At 42.1% G+C, this 13,767-nt stretch carries 16 protein-coding genes and 1 tRNA gene; 13 read left to right on the top strand and 4 right to left on the bottom strand.

The features are described 5' to 3' along the window. Positions 1–101 precede the first annotated feature (101 nt). The 9 genes from lepA to HADU_RS15050 are packed head-to-tail and all read left to right on the top strand — an operon-like array spanning position 102 to position 7,207. Positions 102–1,919 carry a translation elongation factor 4 gene (gene lepA / locus HADU_RS15010; protein WP_004815191.1) on the top strand — a complete coding sequence of 606 codons (1,818 nt, stop codon included), beginning with the start codon at positions 102–104 and terminating at the stop codon, positions 1,917–1,919. 20 nt (positions 1,920–1,939) lie between these two features. Continuing rightward, positions 1,940–2,767: a signal peptidase I gene (gene lepB / locus HADU_RS15015; protein ID WP_008307639.1), complete on the top strand. Its 828-nt coding sequence runs from the start codon at positions 1,940–1,942 to the stop codon at positions 2,765–2,767. Positions 2,768–2,794: 27 nt separating this feature from the next. Beyond that, entirely contained in the window at positions 2,795–3,166 is a 372-nt protein-coding gene (locus tag HADU_RS15020; protein ID WP_004815195.1) for a DUF4845 domain-containing protein, read from the top strand. Next, on the top strand, positions 3,138–3,836 hold the full coding sequence (gene rnc / locus HADU_RS15025; RefSeq protein WP_004815197.1) for a ribonuclease III: 699 nt from the start codon (positions 3,138–3,140) through the stop codon (positions 3,834–3,836). The genes HADU_RS15020 and rnc overlap by 29 nt, the downstream gene beginning before the upstream one ends. Next, complete coding sequence (gene era / locus HADU_RS15030; RefSeq protein WP_008307641.1) at positions 3,836–4,864, top strand: GTPase Era; 1,029 nt, start codon at positions 3,836–3,838, stop codon at positions 4,862–4,864. Before rnc ends, era begins: the two co-directional genes overlap by 1 nt. A gap of 18 nt (positions 4,865–4,882) precedes the next feature. Beyond that, positions 4,883–5,080: an NF038104 family lipoprotein gene (locus tag HADU_RS15035; RefSeq protein ID WP_034593121.1), complete on the top strand. Its 198-nt coding sequence runs from the start codon at positions 4,883–4,885 to the stop codon at positions 5,078–5,080. 11 nt (positions 5,081–5,091) lie between these two features. Beyond that, on the top strand, positions 5,092–5,802 hold the full coding sequence (gene recO / locus HADU_RS15040) for a DNA repair protein RecO (protein ID WP_008307643.1): 711 nt from the start codon (positions 5,092–5,094) through the stop codon (positions 5,800–5,802). Between the two features lie 13 nt (positions 5,803–5,815). Continuing rightward, on the top strand, positions 5,816–6,541 hold the full coding sequence (gene pdxJ, locus HADU_RS15045; protein ID WP_008307644.1) for a pyridoxine 5'-phosphate synthase: 726 nt from the start codon (positions 5,816–5,818) through the stop codon (positions 6,539–6,541). A gap of 12 nt (positions 6,542–6,553) precedes the next feature. Beyond that, the gene (locus tag HADU_RS15050; protein ID WP_008307646.1) at positions 6,554–7,207 is read left to right on the top strand and encodes a tRNA-(ms[2]io[6]A)-hydroxylase; all 654 of its coding nucleotides are present in this window, start codon (positions 6,554–6,556) and stop codon (positions 7,205–7,207) included. 352 nt (positions 7,208–7,559) lie between these two features. Here the strand turns inward: HADU_RS15050 and HADU_RS15055 are convergent. Beyond that, positions 7,560–7,635: transfer RNA gene (locus tag HADU_RS15055), tRNA-Asn, on the bottom strand. A gap of 236 nt (positions 7,636–7,871) precedes the next feature. Here HADU_RS15055 and HADU_RS15060 point away from each other — a divergent pair. Then, complete coding sequence (locus HADU_RS15060) at positions 7,872–8,315, top strand: hypothetical protein (RefSeq protein WP_008307648.1); 444 nt, start codon at positions 7,872–7,874, stop codon at positions 8,313–8,315. 22 nt (positions 8,316–8,337) lie between these two features. On the opposite strand, the gene HADU_RS15065 is transcribed toward HADU_RS15060, so the two are convergent. Further along, entirely contained in the window at positions 8,338–8,769 is a 432-nt protein-coding gene (locus tag HADU_RS15065; RefSeq protein WP_004815217.1) for a PaaI family thioesterase, read from the bottom strand. Between the two features lie 154 nt (positions 8,770–8,923). Between HADU_RS15065 and HADU_RS15070 the strand changes: the two genes are divergently transcribed. Next, positions 8,924–9,334: a GFA family protein gene (locus HADU_RS15070; RefSeq protein WP_004815218.1), complete on the top strand. Its 411-nt coding sequence runs from the start codon at positions 8,924–8,926 to the stop codon at positions 9,332–9,334. 107 nt (positions 9,335–9,441) lie between these two features. Here HADU_RS15070 and HADU_RS15075 read toward each other — a convergent pair whose 3' ends face one another. Continuing rightward, the gene (locus HADU_RS15075; protein WP_004815219.1) at positions 9,442–10,677 is read right to left on the bottom strand and encodes a pyridoxal phosphate-dependent aminotransferase; all 1,236 of its coding nucleotides are present in this window, start codon (positions 10,675–10,677) and stop codon (positions 9,442–9,444) included. Positions 10,678–10,931: 254 nt separating this feature from the next. Beyond that, entirely contained in the window at positions 10,932–11,759 is an 828-nt protein-coding gene (gene map / locus HADU_RS15080; protein WP_004815220.1) for a type I methionyl aminopeptidase, read from the bottom strand. 208 nt (positions 11,760–11,967) lie between these two features. Here map and rpsB point away from each other — a divergent pair, with 208 nt between their 5' ends. Next, positions 11,968–12,714: a 30S ribosomal protein S2 gene (gene rpsB / locus HADU_RS15085; protein WP_004892292.1), complete on the top strand. Its 747-nt coding sequence runs from the start codon at positions 11,968–11,970 to the stop codon at positions 12,712–12,714. Positions 12,715–12,855: 141 nt separating this feature from the next. Further along, on the top strand, positions 12,856–13,734 hold the full coding sequence (gene tsf, locus HADU_RS15090; protein ID WP_008307652.1) for a translation elongation factor Ts: 879 nt from the start codon (positions 12,856–12,858) through the stop codon (positions 13,732–13,734). Positions 13,735–13,767 lie beyond the last annotated feature (33 nt).

Below are 13,767 nucleotides of genomic sequence, written 5' to 3' on the forward strand. Positions count from 1 at the left end.
TTCTGTAACTGCATTCTGCTATAATCCTCGGCAATTTCTATTCGGCTTTTGTTGTGCAATCCCTTTATATTGCATGGCGCGTTTTTTTCTCAAGGTAGCCCATGGCGCAAGCTAAAAAATCTGTTGATATTAAAAACATTCGTAACTTCTCGATTATTGCGCATATTGACCACGGTAAATCGACCCTGGCGGATCGATTCATTCAAACCTGTGGTGGTTTGCAGGATCGTGAAATGCAGGCTCAGGTTCTCGATTCTATGGAACTTGAACGCGAACGTGGGATTACCATTAAAGCGGCATCGGTGACCTTGTACTACACACACCCGAATGGCCAGGAATATCAGCTAAACTTCATTGATACTCCGGGACACGTGGACTTCTCTTATGAAGTATCGCGTTCACTTGCTGCGTGTGAAGGTGCATTGCTGGTTGTAGATGCAGCACAGGGTGTAGAAGCACAGTCTGTTGCAAACTGCTATACCGCAATTGAGCAAGGTCTGGAAGTATTGCCAGTTCTGAACAAGATTGACTTGCCGCAGGCTGAACCTGAACGTGTGATTCAGGAAATTGAAGACATCATTGGTATTGAAGCCACTGAAGCACCGACCTGTTCTGCAAAAACAGGCCTGGGTATTGAAGGTGTGCTGGAAACTCTGGTGAATGTGATTCCTGCGCCAACAGGTGACCGTGATGCACCGCTGCAAGCATTGATTATCGACTCATGGTTTGATAACTACCTGGGCGTTGTGTCTTTAGTTCGTGTGAAACAGGGTCGTGTGCGTAAAGGCGACAAGATGTTGATGAAATCAACTGGTCAGACGCACATCATTACTTCAGTAGGTATCTTCAATCCAAAGCATACCGAAACCGATATTCTTGAAGCGGGTGAAGTAGGTTTTGTGATTGCGGGCATTAAAGACATCTTTGGTGCGCCAGTTGGTGATACGATCACACTTGCCTCTACTCCAGATGTTGAAGTATTGCCAGGTTTCAAGAAGGTAAAACCTCAGGTTTATGCAGGTCTGTTCCCGATTGATGCCAGTGACTTTGAACCTTTCCGTGAAGCGCTGCAAAAATTACAGATTAACGACTCTGCCTTGTTCTTTGAACCTGAAAGTTCAGATGCACTTGGTTTTGGTTTCCGTTGTGGCTTCTTGGGTATGCTGCATATGGAGATCGTACAGGAGCGTTTAGAACGTGAATACGATCTGGATCTGATTTCATCTGCACCGACTGTAATTTATGAAGCGGTGATGAAAAATGGTCAAACGATCTATGTCGACAGTCCATCAAAAATGCCAGACGGTTCAACAGTAGAAGACCTGCGTGAACCGATTGCAGAATGTCATATCTTAGTACCACAAGAATATCTGGGTAATGTGATGACCTTGTGTGTTGAGCGCCGTGGTGTGCAAAAAGACATGAAGTTCATGAGTAATCAGGTATCCATTACCTTTGAAATTCCAATGGCTGAAGTGGTCATGGATTTCTTCGACAAACTGAAGTCTTGCTCACGTGGTTTTGCCTCACTGGACTATAACTTTGTGCGCTTTGAAAGTTCATCATTGGTTAAAGTTGATGTCCTGATCAATGGTGACAAAGTGGATGCTTTGGCGATGATCTGTCACCGTCAGGATGCACGTCACCGTGGTATTGCCCTGGTTGAAAAAATGAAAGACCTGATTCCACGTCAAATGTTTGATGTCGCGATTCAGGCAGCCATTGGTGCACAAATTATTGCCCGTTCTACTGTAAAAGCGATGCGTAAAAACGTATTGGCGAAGTGTTATGGTGGTGACGTGTCACGTAAGAAAAAACTTCTGTCTAAACAGAAAGAAGGTAAGAAACGTATGAAACAGGTGGGTAGCGTAGAAATCCCACAGGAAGCGTTCTTAGCCGTATTAAAAGTCGAACGCTAAAATAATAAGGATATAAGCCCATGGATTTTGATTTTAATTTAATTCTTGTTCCTGCCACGCTGTTTTTTATTGCAATATGGCTGCTTGATAAGTTTGTTCTGAAACAGCGACAGACCAAAGGCAAGGGCAATGAAAATTTTATCATTACCTGGGCTTATGACTTCTGGCCAGTGCTGACCGTTGTGCTGGTTCTGCGTTCATTCTTATATGAGCCTTTTAATATTCCATCTGATTCCATGGTGCCCACCCTGGAAACAGGTGACTTCATTCTGGTCAATAAATTCGATTATGGTGTGCGTCTGCCCATCATCAATAGCAAAATTATTGATACTGGAAGTCCAGAACGTGGTGAAGTGGCGGTATTCCGTTATCCACCACAACCTGGTATTAGCTATATCAAACGTATTGTAGGTTTACCGGGTGATCATATTGTCTATGATCATGGTCAATTGATTATTAATGGTGAAAAAGTCACTAAAGTTCCTGTTGAATTTAGCCGTGAAAAAGACCGTTTAGATACGCCTGAATCAATTTATCACAAAGAGACTTTAGGTAAGCATACCTTTACCATGCGTGAGCTTGAAGGGGTAAATGTGGCGCGTCAGGCACCATTTATCAACTTTGTGGAAAATGGTAAATATTCAGGTGAAAATGGTTTATATTGGGAAGTAAAAGTTCCAGAAGGTCAGTACTTTGCGATGGGGGATAATCGTGATCAGAGTGCTGATAGTCGCTTCTGGGGATTTGTTCCGGAAGAAAATTTAACCGGTCGCGCATTCTATATCTGGATGCATAAAGAGCCAGGTTTTAAATTACCTTCGTTTAGCCGAAACGGAACAATTGACTAATTTATTGCTTCAATTGGGAAAATAAAAATGAGACATCAACAAGGTGCATCGTATATTGCAATATTGTTTGCAATTATGGGGTTTGCTTTTCTGGCAAAAATCGCAATTGCGGTATGGGGGCCGTATTTCGATGATCGCCTAGTAGATAGCCAGATTGAGGAGCTACTAAAAACAGCTCCCGCAAATATCACGCCGGAGAAATTTAATTCGGAACTGTCTAAGCGTTTAGAGATGAATAACATTCGCGATTTTGACATTAAGCAGAATGTTATTCTCGACAATGCGCAAGCGATGGTCGTAAGAAAGAATTATGAAGTTCGCAAGAATTTTCTAATGAATATCGATTTAGTGATGAAGTTTGAGAAAGAGTTTGATCAAAGCACAGTCAAAGCTAAATGATGAACGTCTTGCCAAGCGGATCGGCTATCAGTTTAAACAGGCTGATTTGCTGAAACTGGCATTGACCCATCGTTCAGTCAGTCATAAACACAACTACGAGCGCCTGGAATTTCTGGGCGATTCGCTTTTAGGGATGATCATTGCCAATTATCTCTTCACTGCTTATCCACACGAAAATGAAGGCCGTTTAACGCGTATGCGTGCGACTCTGGTTCGTCAGGAAGCATTAGGAAAAATCGCCAATGATTTAAAGCTGAGCCAGAATTTAATTCTCAGTACCGGTGAATTGAAATCTGGTGGTCATCATCGTGAGTCTATACTGGCAGATACGGTAGAAGCCATTATTGGTGCGATCTATGTCGATTGCGGTGATCTCACCGTGTTAGAGCCGATTGTGTTAAAATGGTACGAACCGTATTTAGATCATATTGAGCCGACCGATCAGCTTAAAGACCCTAAATCTCGCTTACAAGAGTATTTACAAGCACGTAAGAAACCTCTCCCAGTTTACGAGGTTGTAGATATTCAAGGGGATGCCCCAAACCAGCATTTCAAAGTGGAGTGCCGGATTGAGGACTTACCTATCCTGATCGGCGAGGGTTCAAGTCGCCGTTTTGCTGAACAAGCAGTTGCAGCAGAAATTTTAAAACTATTGGAGCATAAGTCTTAATGACTACTCATTCCGATCACATCGATGCTGATCACGAGTCGCAAAGCGACAGCAATGACTTAATTAGTCAATTTTTTAGCGAACAAGGCACTGAAATCCCTTCGGATTACCGCAGTGGTTTTGTTGCGATTGTTGGTCGTCCAAACGTGGGCAAATCAACCTTGATGAACCATATTTTGGGCCAGAAACTTTCGATTACTTCACGTAAGCCACAAACCACACGTCACAAGATTGTGGGCATTGATTCACGTGAGAAATCTCAGGCAGTATTTGTGGATACTCCAGGGATGCACAAGAAAGAAGTACGTGCCATCAATAAAATGATGAACCGCGCTGCGCATTCTGCATTGCGTGATGTAAACCTGGTTTTATTTGTTGTTGATGCAGATAAGTGGACGCCAAACGACGACCTGGTTTTGGAAAAGCTGAAAAATGCGGATATGCCGGTCATTCTAGTGATCAATAAGATTGATACACTAGAAAATAAAAACCATGCATTACCTTTGATTCAAGAACGTGCCAAGCTGATGAACTTTGCTGAAATCGTACCGGTTTCTGCACTTCGTGGTGCTAACCTTGAGCATCTGCGTACAACGATTGCGAATTATCTACCGTTCCAGCCACCGTTATATTCACTGGATCAGCTGACTGACCGTTCAGAGCGCTTCCTGGCATCTGAAATTATCCGTGAAAAGATCATGCGTCAGTTAGGTGAAGAACTGCCATACGATTTAACTGTTCAGATCGAATCTTTCAAAACTGAAGAGCCGACCCTGAACGAAAAAACAGGTCGTATGAAGCCGGCATGTACTTATATTGATGCGACTATTTTCGTTGATCGTGCTGGCCAGAAAGCCATTGTGATTGGTGAAAAAGGCTCCAAGCTGAAAAAAATCGGTATGGATGCTCGTGTCGACATGGAAAAAATGTTCGAGCAGAAAATCATGCTAACGCTTTGGGTGAAAGTCAAAGGCGGCTGGTCTGATGATGAGCGGGCACTGAAAAGTCTAGGTTATAGCGACATTTAAATTGGACGGGAACGGATCATGATGAAATTTCTGGCAGTCATTGCATGTGTTTTATTTTTGCAGGGCTGTATTCATAAAGTAGTGACCGTTCCTGCCAAAGTTGCCTATAAAACCACAAAGTACGCGGTCAAAGGAACCGCGGCTGTTGTGGGTGCCGCCATTCCTGATGGGGATGACGAAGAAGACGAGAAAAACTCAAAAAAGAATAAAGATTAAAGAAGCAGCCTATGCGTAATGAAGTGCTGCATGGATACCTGATTCATCATCGTAAATATCGCGATCGCAGTCATATTGTGCATTTATTTACCCAGGAATATGGCCGTATCGACGGGATACTGAGACAAAATCCTCCACCCCAATATCAACCCATCAGCTTGTTAGCTTCAGGCAAATCTGAACTGAAAAACTTCACCAAATTAGAAATTGTTAATCAGCCGATCTTTTTTTTCGGTGATGCCTTCTTTTCTGGTTTTTATCTGAATGAAATCCTGTTGCGTTTATGTCCGCTTGAAGTGCAAATGCCGCTGACCTTTGCCAAATATGGCGAAACACTGAATGCCTTGCAAAAACTCTCCGATCAGGAAAATCCCAATACTTATTTAAAACAGGTTCTGCGTCAGTTTGAACATATCTTATTAGAAGAACTGGGCTATGAACTGGATTTTTCGGTCGATGCTAATCAGGCACCAATCAATCCCGTGCAACATTACTATTTTCAGTTGAATGAAGGTTTTATGCCTTCGGCTAAAGCCTTGCGTTCAACCATGTCAGGTCAGCAGATTTTAACAATGCAGCACTATGAAAATGGTAGGGATTTTAATTCAGAACAGTTACAATTATTGACGAAGCTTTATCGACAGGTCATCACTGCCTTACTTGGTGATCGGCCACTCAAAAGTCGACAATTGTGGATCCAAAATTCTCAATCTCAATCGTAGTTAGGAAAATATTATGGCTGCATTACTTGGTGTCAATATTGACCATGTCGCAACTTTAAGACAAGCACGTGGTACGACGTACCCAGACCCAGTCAATGCTGCATTGATCTGCGAACAGGCGGGTGCAGAGGGCATTACCCTGCATTTACGTGAAGACCGTCGTCATATCCAGGATGATGATGTACGTCGTATGCGTCCGGTATTGACCACGCATATGAATCTGGAAATGGCAGTAACTAATGAAATGGTGGCTTTTGCTAAAGAAATTCAGCCACATCATGTCTGTTTTGTGCCTGAAAAACGTCAGGAAGTCACTACTGAAGGCGGTCTGGATGTGGTTGGCCATTTTGAAGATGTAAAGAAGGCTACTCAAGAACTGACTGCGATTGGTTGTGATGTGTCGCTATTTATTGATGCTGACTTTGCCCAGATTGATGCTGCGGTCGCGTGTGGTGCACCAACGATTGAAATTCATACCGGTGCTTATGCGGATGCTGAAACACCTGAAGCACAAAAAGCTGAACTAGAGCGCATTATCAAAGGGGCAGAGTATGCTGCTTCTAAAGGTCTGGTGGTGAATGCAGGTCATGGTCTGAATCTGGATAATGTCACTCCAATCGCTGCGATTCCACAAATTCATGAATTAAACATTGGCCACTCGATTATTGCAGATGCAGTTTTTGTTGGTCTGGCACAAGCTGTACAACAAATGAAGGCTGCAATTAAAGCTGCACGTTAAGATTAAAAAGTTATGTCGAATATTGATTATGATGAACTTATGAAGCCAGTCATTGGTTTCCTGGGTTGTGAAACTCCTAAAGCCTGGTTGGATGAAGCCTTACAGAATCTGGAGATCCTGATGCAGGATCATGCCAACTGTGAGAAGAAAGCTGCCAGTACTGCAATGAACCTGATGTTTCGTTATAGCTTTTTCGTAGACTTACAGGTAAAGCTGGCACAGCTGGTACGCGAAGAAATGCTGCACTATGAACAGGTGTTGGAATTCATGAACAAGCGTGGTCAGCAGTGGACTGGTCTCAGTGCAGGACGCTATGCTGGTGGCTTACGCAAAGAAATCCGTACTTATGAACCGGAATCGCTGATTGATGTGTTAGTCATTGGTGCCTTTGTAGAAGCTCGCTCTTGTGAGCGATTCTATGCACTGGCACCGCATGTGGATGAAGAACTTGGGCGTTATTACCGTTACCTGCTCAAATCCGAATCTCGCCATTTTGAGGACTATCTAGCACTCGCTATGGATGTAGCGAAAACAGCAAAACTGAAAAATCCAAAAGAAGATATTCAGGCGCGTATTGAACATATTCGTGAAGTAGAAAAGAATCTGATTCTCAGTCCAGATGAGATGTTCCGCTTCCATAGTGGTGTACCAGTAAAAGCTGCTTAAAGCATCCTTAAAAAAAATCCTCCAAAATGGGGAATTTTTTATATCTATCGAAAGTATAGCTCAGTGTCTTTTAAGTTTAAAAAATAGCCTAAGCAATTTTAAATGTCTACTATTACTGTGTGGATTTAAAGGCAACTCTACTTAGGGATATATTAAATATTAAATATTAATTGTTAAAAAAATGTACGAGTTAAAAATAAAATCCTTCATATCTGATGGAAGTATGGTTATCAATCACGATCATTCTAATTTCATGGAGGAAAGAGAAGGGGGAGATGAAAAGTTTTTATGTGAATAAAGCTTAAAGCAATAAAAAAAGCCCAAGTCTAAAATGCTTGGGCTTTCTTGAATTTGGCTCTCCCACCTGGGCTCGAACCAGGGACCTGCGGATTAACAGTCCGTCGCTCTACCGACTGAGCTATGGGAGAATCTGAATGCGATTATAGAGGGATTTTGACAGGGGTCAAGCAAAAACTTCTATATTTATTGCAAATATAGTTTGTCTGATTTTAATTTAGACAATCAAATTTAAAATTCAAAAAAAGCTTGTCAGCGCATAAGCGAATTGCTAAATTGAAAATATAAAGTCGTTTGACCAGATGGTCAAACAGTGTGGATTTAAACCTACTTGCCAGCACAAAAATGGCTAAACCGGAGAAAGCGAATGAATACGCTCACTATCCCTCAAATTTTCGCCCAACTGTCTTTCTATCAAGAAAACTACCTTGATATTATTCAAGATTTTACCCAATATTTTACTCCTGTTCATGGCGCTGAAATCCGTTTATGGCCCTTAGCTGCAAAACAGTTGTATTTGGGTGACTTGTTACAATTGTGGTTTGCAGAAAAATGGCTGGTTGAGAAGGAACGCCAATTTAGCTTTGAAGTATTCCTGAATGCGCCTGAAATACAGCCAAAAGATCTGTTTATTTATGCTATTTCGGGCAATTTCATCACGGGTTCAAATCAGTCTAAAGTTTGGCAGACATCTACTGCACAGACTCAAGAATTAAGTCTAGCGAATGTCCCTAGACATTATTTTGAGTATCAGGCTTTGACTCAACCAAAAGCTGTTCAAGCACCGCATGCGAAGTGGGGTATGCTTTAAGCCTTTCTTAAACTAGAAGTTTTTAACGAAAAATCATACAGGTGGCTGTTGCATGAGCATAAAGCTTGCCATCTTCATCGATAATTTTTCCTTCTGAGATTGCAAGATTTTTGCTGGTATTAATGAGTTGACCAATAGCCGTCAATGGTCTGTTTTGGGGAATGGGGCGACACATTTTAATATTGAGATCAATCGTGCCATATCCTGCGCCTGCTTCTAAAACGGTATGAATTGCACAGCCTGTTACGGTGTCCAGTACTGTTGCAGCAAAGCCCCCGTGTACACCGCCTAAAGGATTTAAATGGTGTTGATCTGCCTGCACCTCAAACGTGACCTGACCACTTTCAATTAAAGTAGGTTTCATGGGAATGGTTGTTGCCATAGAAGGCATCGGCAGGTTGCCATTACACATTTCTTGCATAATCTGTAAACCTGATAGATTCTTGATATCCATTGCTTGCTCTTGTTATTTTAGATTTTGGAATGATCTTTAAATTCTAGATGGATGGAGGCTCAGGCATCAATTAAAAATTGTATGATTGGAGTATGCAGGGTTTATACCTTGGCTTAAAAATAAATATAAAAAATAAGTTCAATGAGGAATACTGATGAAAGCAAGATGTTTATGTGGTGCGACTCAGTTTGAAGTACAACTCAGGAATCATGAAGTTGCTGCCTGTCATTGCTCGATGTGTCGCCGCCAGACCAGTGGGCCATTAATGGCTATTGATATCGAAGAGATTCATTTTGTCGATCAGCAGTATTTATCTGTTTTTAACTCTTCAGAATGGGCGGAGCGCGGCTTTTGTAGTGTTTGTGGTACTTTTATTTTTTGGCGAACCAAAGATCACTCATTTGCCAATATCAATGTTTTTACATTGGAGGAATTACCTGATGATCTGGATTTTAATCTGGAGATTTATGTGGATCATCAGCCAGCCTTCTATTTATTTAATAATCAAACCCAAAAAATGACTGAAGCTGAAGTCATCGAGATGTTTAATTCGGATCGCTCATAATTTTAGTTTTGAAAGTGCAAAATTTAAGGTTAAATTTAAAGAGAACAAATAAAAAAACCCGCGATAAACGCGGGTTTCTTATTTAAAAACTTGAGAAAGTCTCTAAATTATTTAGCAGCTTTTTCAGCTTCGATAGAAGCAATCGCAGCATCTACGCCTTCGATTGAATCAGCAGCTTTCTTGATACGAGCAAGTGCATCAACCAGTACTTCGTCAGCAGTTGCGTAAGAGATACGCATGAAGCCGCCTAGACCGAATGCATCACCAGGAACGACTGCAACACCAGTTTCTTCCAGTAACCAAGCAGAGAATTCTGTGCAAGATTTAAGACCTTTGGCACGAATCAATGGTTTGATGTTTGCATATGCATAGAATGCACCGTCCGCAGGTAGGCAAGAAATACCATTGATATCATTTAAGCCTTTTACAACCAGGTCATGACGACGTTTGAATGCTTCAATCATTGGCTCAAGTACGTCTTGAGGACCATTCAATGCAGCTTCCGCAGCAACTTGTGAAATAGAAGTCGGGTTAGAAGTTGATTGAGACTGGATTTTCTTCATTGCGCCAATCAGTTTCGCAGGACCAGCTGCATAGCCGATACGCCAACCAGTCATTGCATAGGCTTTAGACACACCATTTAATACGATTGTACGGTCATAAAGGTCTGGAGCAACAGTTGCGATATTGTAGAACTCGTCATCCCAACGGATTGGTTCATACATGTCATCAGATGCGATATACACTTCTGGATATTTACGCAGTACTGCAGCTAAGGCTTCTAGTTCAGCTTTCGTATAGATCATGCCAGTCGGGTTAGAAGGGCTGTTCAATACCACTAGACGAGTTTTGTCAGTAATCGCCGCTTCTAATTGTTCAGGAGTAATTTTGAAACGTTGTTCTTCACCACATTTCACAATAACAGGAACACCTTCAGCAATGATCACCATATCAGGGTAGCTTACCCAGAATGGTGCAGGGATGATGACTTCATCACCTTTGTTTAACAAGGCAAGTGCCAGGTTAAAGAATGATTGCTTGCCACCACAAGAAACCAGGATCTGGTTTGCTGCATAGTCAAGGTTGTTGTCACGTTTGAATTTGGCAATAATGGCTTTTTTAAGACCTGGCGTACCGTCTACAGCGGTGTATTTGGTGAAACCGTTGTTAATCGCTGCAATTGCTGCATCTTTGATGTGTTGTGGTGTATCAAAATCTGGTTCACCTGCACCCAAGCCAATTACGTTATGACCAGCAGCTTTAAGTTCAGCAGCTTTGTTAGTCACAGCAAGCGTTGGGGACGGTTTGATGGCATTTACACGATCAGAGAGACGTACGTCCACGGCGGTATTCCTTCTTATAGGGATTAAAAAATAAAAAGCACAATATCTTAGCCTATATTGGTGCACATTAGGCAAAAGAATTTATAAAACTTTACGGAAAAAGTGTTTTGATAGCCGAAGTTTATCTTGAACTTCGATGTTAAGGCGCAGTAACTAAAGGCTTTCAGGCTAAACTTGAAATCTATAAAATATGTGAAATATAAAATAAAAAAGGCTACCTGTGGGTAACCTTTTTTGTGCGCTTCCTGTAAGGATTATGCCGTAAAACGTAACAAATCTTCTTCAGGGCGGGCAGTCAGGACTTCTACGCCATGTTTTGTTACTAAAAGAGTATGCTCATATTGCGCAGATAATTTGTGATCCTTGGTCACAACCGTCCACTTGTCACCCAGCAATTTGGTTTGCCAAACACCTGCATTGACCATTGGTTCAATCGTAAATGTCATACCTTCTTCTAAGATCATACCGGTATTTGGCTGGCCATAATGCAGCACCTGCGGTTCGTCATGGAAAGTGGTGCCGATGCCATGACCACAGTATTCACGTACTACGCTAAAACGTTCAGATTCCACATATTTTTGGATCGCATGACCGATATCACCCATGGTTGCACCTGGCTTAACTACTGCGATACCACAATACATCGCTTCTTGAGCGACTTTACATAGACGGTTCGCCAGAATAGAAGTTTCACCCCCCACGATGTACATCATGTTGGTATCGCCATGAAAACCATCTTTGATGACAGTCACGTCAATATTAAGAATATCGCCTTTTTTCAAGATCTTGCCTTCAGAGGGAATACCGTGACAGACCACATGGTTGACTGATGTACAGATCGTATGCTGGAAAGCAGGACGGCCTGGTGCTGCGCCATAGCCCAGACATGCTGGAATCGCATTCTGTACATTTACAATATAGTCATGACAAATCGTATCCAATTCAAGCGTTGATACACCTGGTTTGATATGCGGTTTGATCATATCCAAAACTTCTGCCGCCAGTCGTCCAGCTACACGCATCTTTTCGATATCTTCAGCGGATTTAATTAAACGACGGGGAGCTTGATAAGTAGTGTTCATGATCTCTAAAAACTTTTGGAAATTTGTGTGCGACTATGGTATAAATAGCCGCCCATTTTATCAAATGCTTTTTCGTGAATATATTTGCGTAGCTTGATGAATGGTGTATTAAAAATCCGCACATATATCGTCACATTACTCTGGGTGCCCGCAAGGGTGGAGAATGCGGATATATGGAGGCCTAACCCAAATCTTTAAGGTAAAGAAAATGGCAGATTACAACGTAAGCATGCGCGACCTTCTACAAGCTGGCGCGCACTTTGGTCACCAAACTCGTTTCTGGAACCCAAAAATGCGTCAATATATCTTTGGCGCGCGTAACAAAATTCACATCATCAACCTTGAGCACACTGTTCCTGCGTTAAATGATGCTTTGAACTTTGCTAACCAATTGGCTAGCAAAAAGAACAAAGTTTTGTTCGTTGGTACTAAACGTGCAGCTTCTGCAATCATCCGTGAGCAAGCTCAACGTGCTGGTCAACCATACGTTGATCACCGTTGGTTAGGTGGTATGTTGACTAACTGGAAAACTCTTCGTCAGTCAATCAACCGTCTAAAAGACCTTCAAACCCAATCTCAAGACGGTACTTTCGCTAAGCTGACTAAACGTGAAGCTCTTGAGCGTACTCGTGAGATGGAAAAACTTGAACGCGGTCTTGGCGGCGTTAAAAACATGGGTGGTTTACCTGACGCACTATTCGTAATCGACGTTGATCACGAAGCAATTGCAATCAAAGAAGCTAAAAACCTTGGTATTCCTGTAATCGGTATCGTTGATACAAACTCTAACCCAGACAACGTAGATTACGTTATTCCGGGTAACGACGATGCGATCCGTGCAGTTACTCTTTATGCTTCTGCTATGGCTGACGCGATTCTTGCTGGTAAAGAATATGCTCAATCACAAGCAAATGCACAAGCTAAAGCAGAAGAAGCTCCAGCTTCTGAGGCTTAATGCGTTAGACGCTAGCTTGTCATTTTTGCGACACGTGATGGTGGCAAAGTAAGCGTCGTGTATGCAGGCGGCCCATGAGAATCCTCTGGGCCGTTTCTGTTCTATAAAGAATTCATTTTCTAACGAATTTAGGAGATAAACATGACTGCAGTTACAGCAAGCATGGTTAAAGAATTGCGTGATCGTACAGGTCTTGCAATGATGGAATGTAAAAAAGCTTTGACAGAAGCTGGTGGTGACATCGAACTTGCGATCGATAACCTGCGTAAATCTGGTCAAGCAAAAGCAGCTAAAAAAGCTGGTAATATTGCTGCTGACGGCGCGATCACGATCACTCAGGAAGGCAACAAAGCAATTCTTTTAGAAGTAAACTGTCAAACTGACTTCGTTGCTAAAGACGAAAACTTTGCTGGTTTCTCTGCTAAAGTTGCTGCTGCTGCTCTTGCTGCTAACGAAACTGATGTTGCTAAAATCGCTGAACTTAAACTTGAAGATGGTACTACTGTTGAAGAAGCTCGTATCGCGCTTGTTCAAAAAATCGGTGAAAACATCCAAGTACGTCGTGCGAAAATTGTTGAAGGCGAAAACCTTGCAGTTTATAAACACGGTCTTAAGATCGGTGTTGTTGTGTCTTATACAGGTGACGACGCGACTGGTAAAGGTATTGCAATGCACGTTGCTGCGTTCAACCCGGTTGCAGTTTCTGCTGAACAAGTTCCAGCTGAGCTAATTGCGAAAGAAAAAGAAATCGCTGAAGCGAAAGCACTTGAATCTGGCAAACCAGCAAACATCGTTGAGAAGATGGTTGTAGGTTCTGTTGAGAAATACCTGAACGAAGTTGTTCTTGAGCGTCAACAATACGTTATCGACAACGACAAAAAAGTTGCTGAAATCCTTAAAACAACTGGTACTACAGTTGCTCAATTTACTCGCTTCGAAGTGGGTGAAGGCATCGAGAAGAAAGCTGAAATGAGCTTTGCTGATGAAGTTGCTGCTGCTCAAGCTGCTGCTGCTCAATAATTTTTACCTTTAGGTAAAAGTTAAAAAAAGCCC

Origin of the sequence: Acinetobacter sp. HA (assembly GCF_000264725.1) — a bacterium.
Taxonomy (GTDB): domain Bacteria; phylum Pseudomonadota; class Gammaproteobacteria; order Pseudomonadales; family Moraxellaceae; genus Acinetobacter; species Acinetobacter schindleri.

Bases quoted from the DNA above. Each gene is read 5' to 3' on its own strand.
- recO (WP_008307643.1), top strand. From the start codon at position 5,092: ATGCGTAATGAAGTGCTGCATGGATACCTGATTCATCATCGTAAATAT.
- era (WP_008307641.1), top strand. From the start codon at position 3,836: ATGACTACTCATTCCGATCACATCGATGCTGATCACGAGTCGCAAAGC.
- HADU_RS15035 (WP_034593121.1), top strand. From the start codon at position 4,883: ATGATGAAATTTCTGGCAGTCATTGCATGTGTTTTATTTTTGCAGGGC.
- pdxJ (WP_008307644.1), top strand. From the start codon at position 5,816: ATGGCTGCATTACTTGGTGTCAATATTGACCATGTCGCAACTTTAAGA.
- HADU_RS15020 (WP_004815195.1), top strand. From the start codon at position 2,795: ATGAGACATCAACAAGGTGCATCGTATATTGCAATATTGTTTGCAATT.
- HADU_RS15060 (WP_008307648.1), top strand. From the start codon at position 7,872: ATGAATACGCTCACTATCCCTCAAATTTTCGCCCAACTGTCTTTCTAT.
- lepA (WP_004815191.1), top strand. From the start codon at position 102: ATGGCGCAAGCTAAAAAATCTGTTGATATTAAAAACATTCGTAACTTC.
- HADU_RS15070 (WP_004815218.1), top strand. From the start codon at position 8,924: ATGAAAGCAAGATGTTTATGTGGTGCGACTCAGTTTGAAGTACAACTC.
- tsf (WP_008307652.1), top strand. From the start codon at position 12,856: ATGACTGCAGTTACAGCAAGCATGGTTAAAGAATTGCGTGATCGTACA.
- rpsB (WP_004892292.1), top strand. From the start codon at position 11,968: ATGGCAGATTACAACGTAAGCATGCGCGACCTTCTACAAGCTGGCGCG.
- HADU_RS15050 (WP_008307646.1), top strand. From the start codon at position 6,554: ATGTCGAATATTGATTATGATGAACTTATGAAGCCAGTCATTGGTTTC.
- lepB (WP_008307639.1), top strand. From the start codon at position 1,940: ATGGATTTTGATTTTAATTTAATTCTTGTTCCTGCCACGCTGTTTTTT.
- map (WP_004815220.1), bottom strand. From the start codon at position 11,759: ATGAACACTACTTATCAAGCTCCCCGTCGTTTAATTAAATCCGCTGAA.
- HADU_RS15065 (WP_004815217.1), bottom strand. From the start codon at position 8,769: ATGGATATCAAGAATCTATCAGGTTTACAGATTATGCAAGAAATGTGT.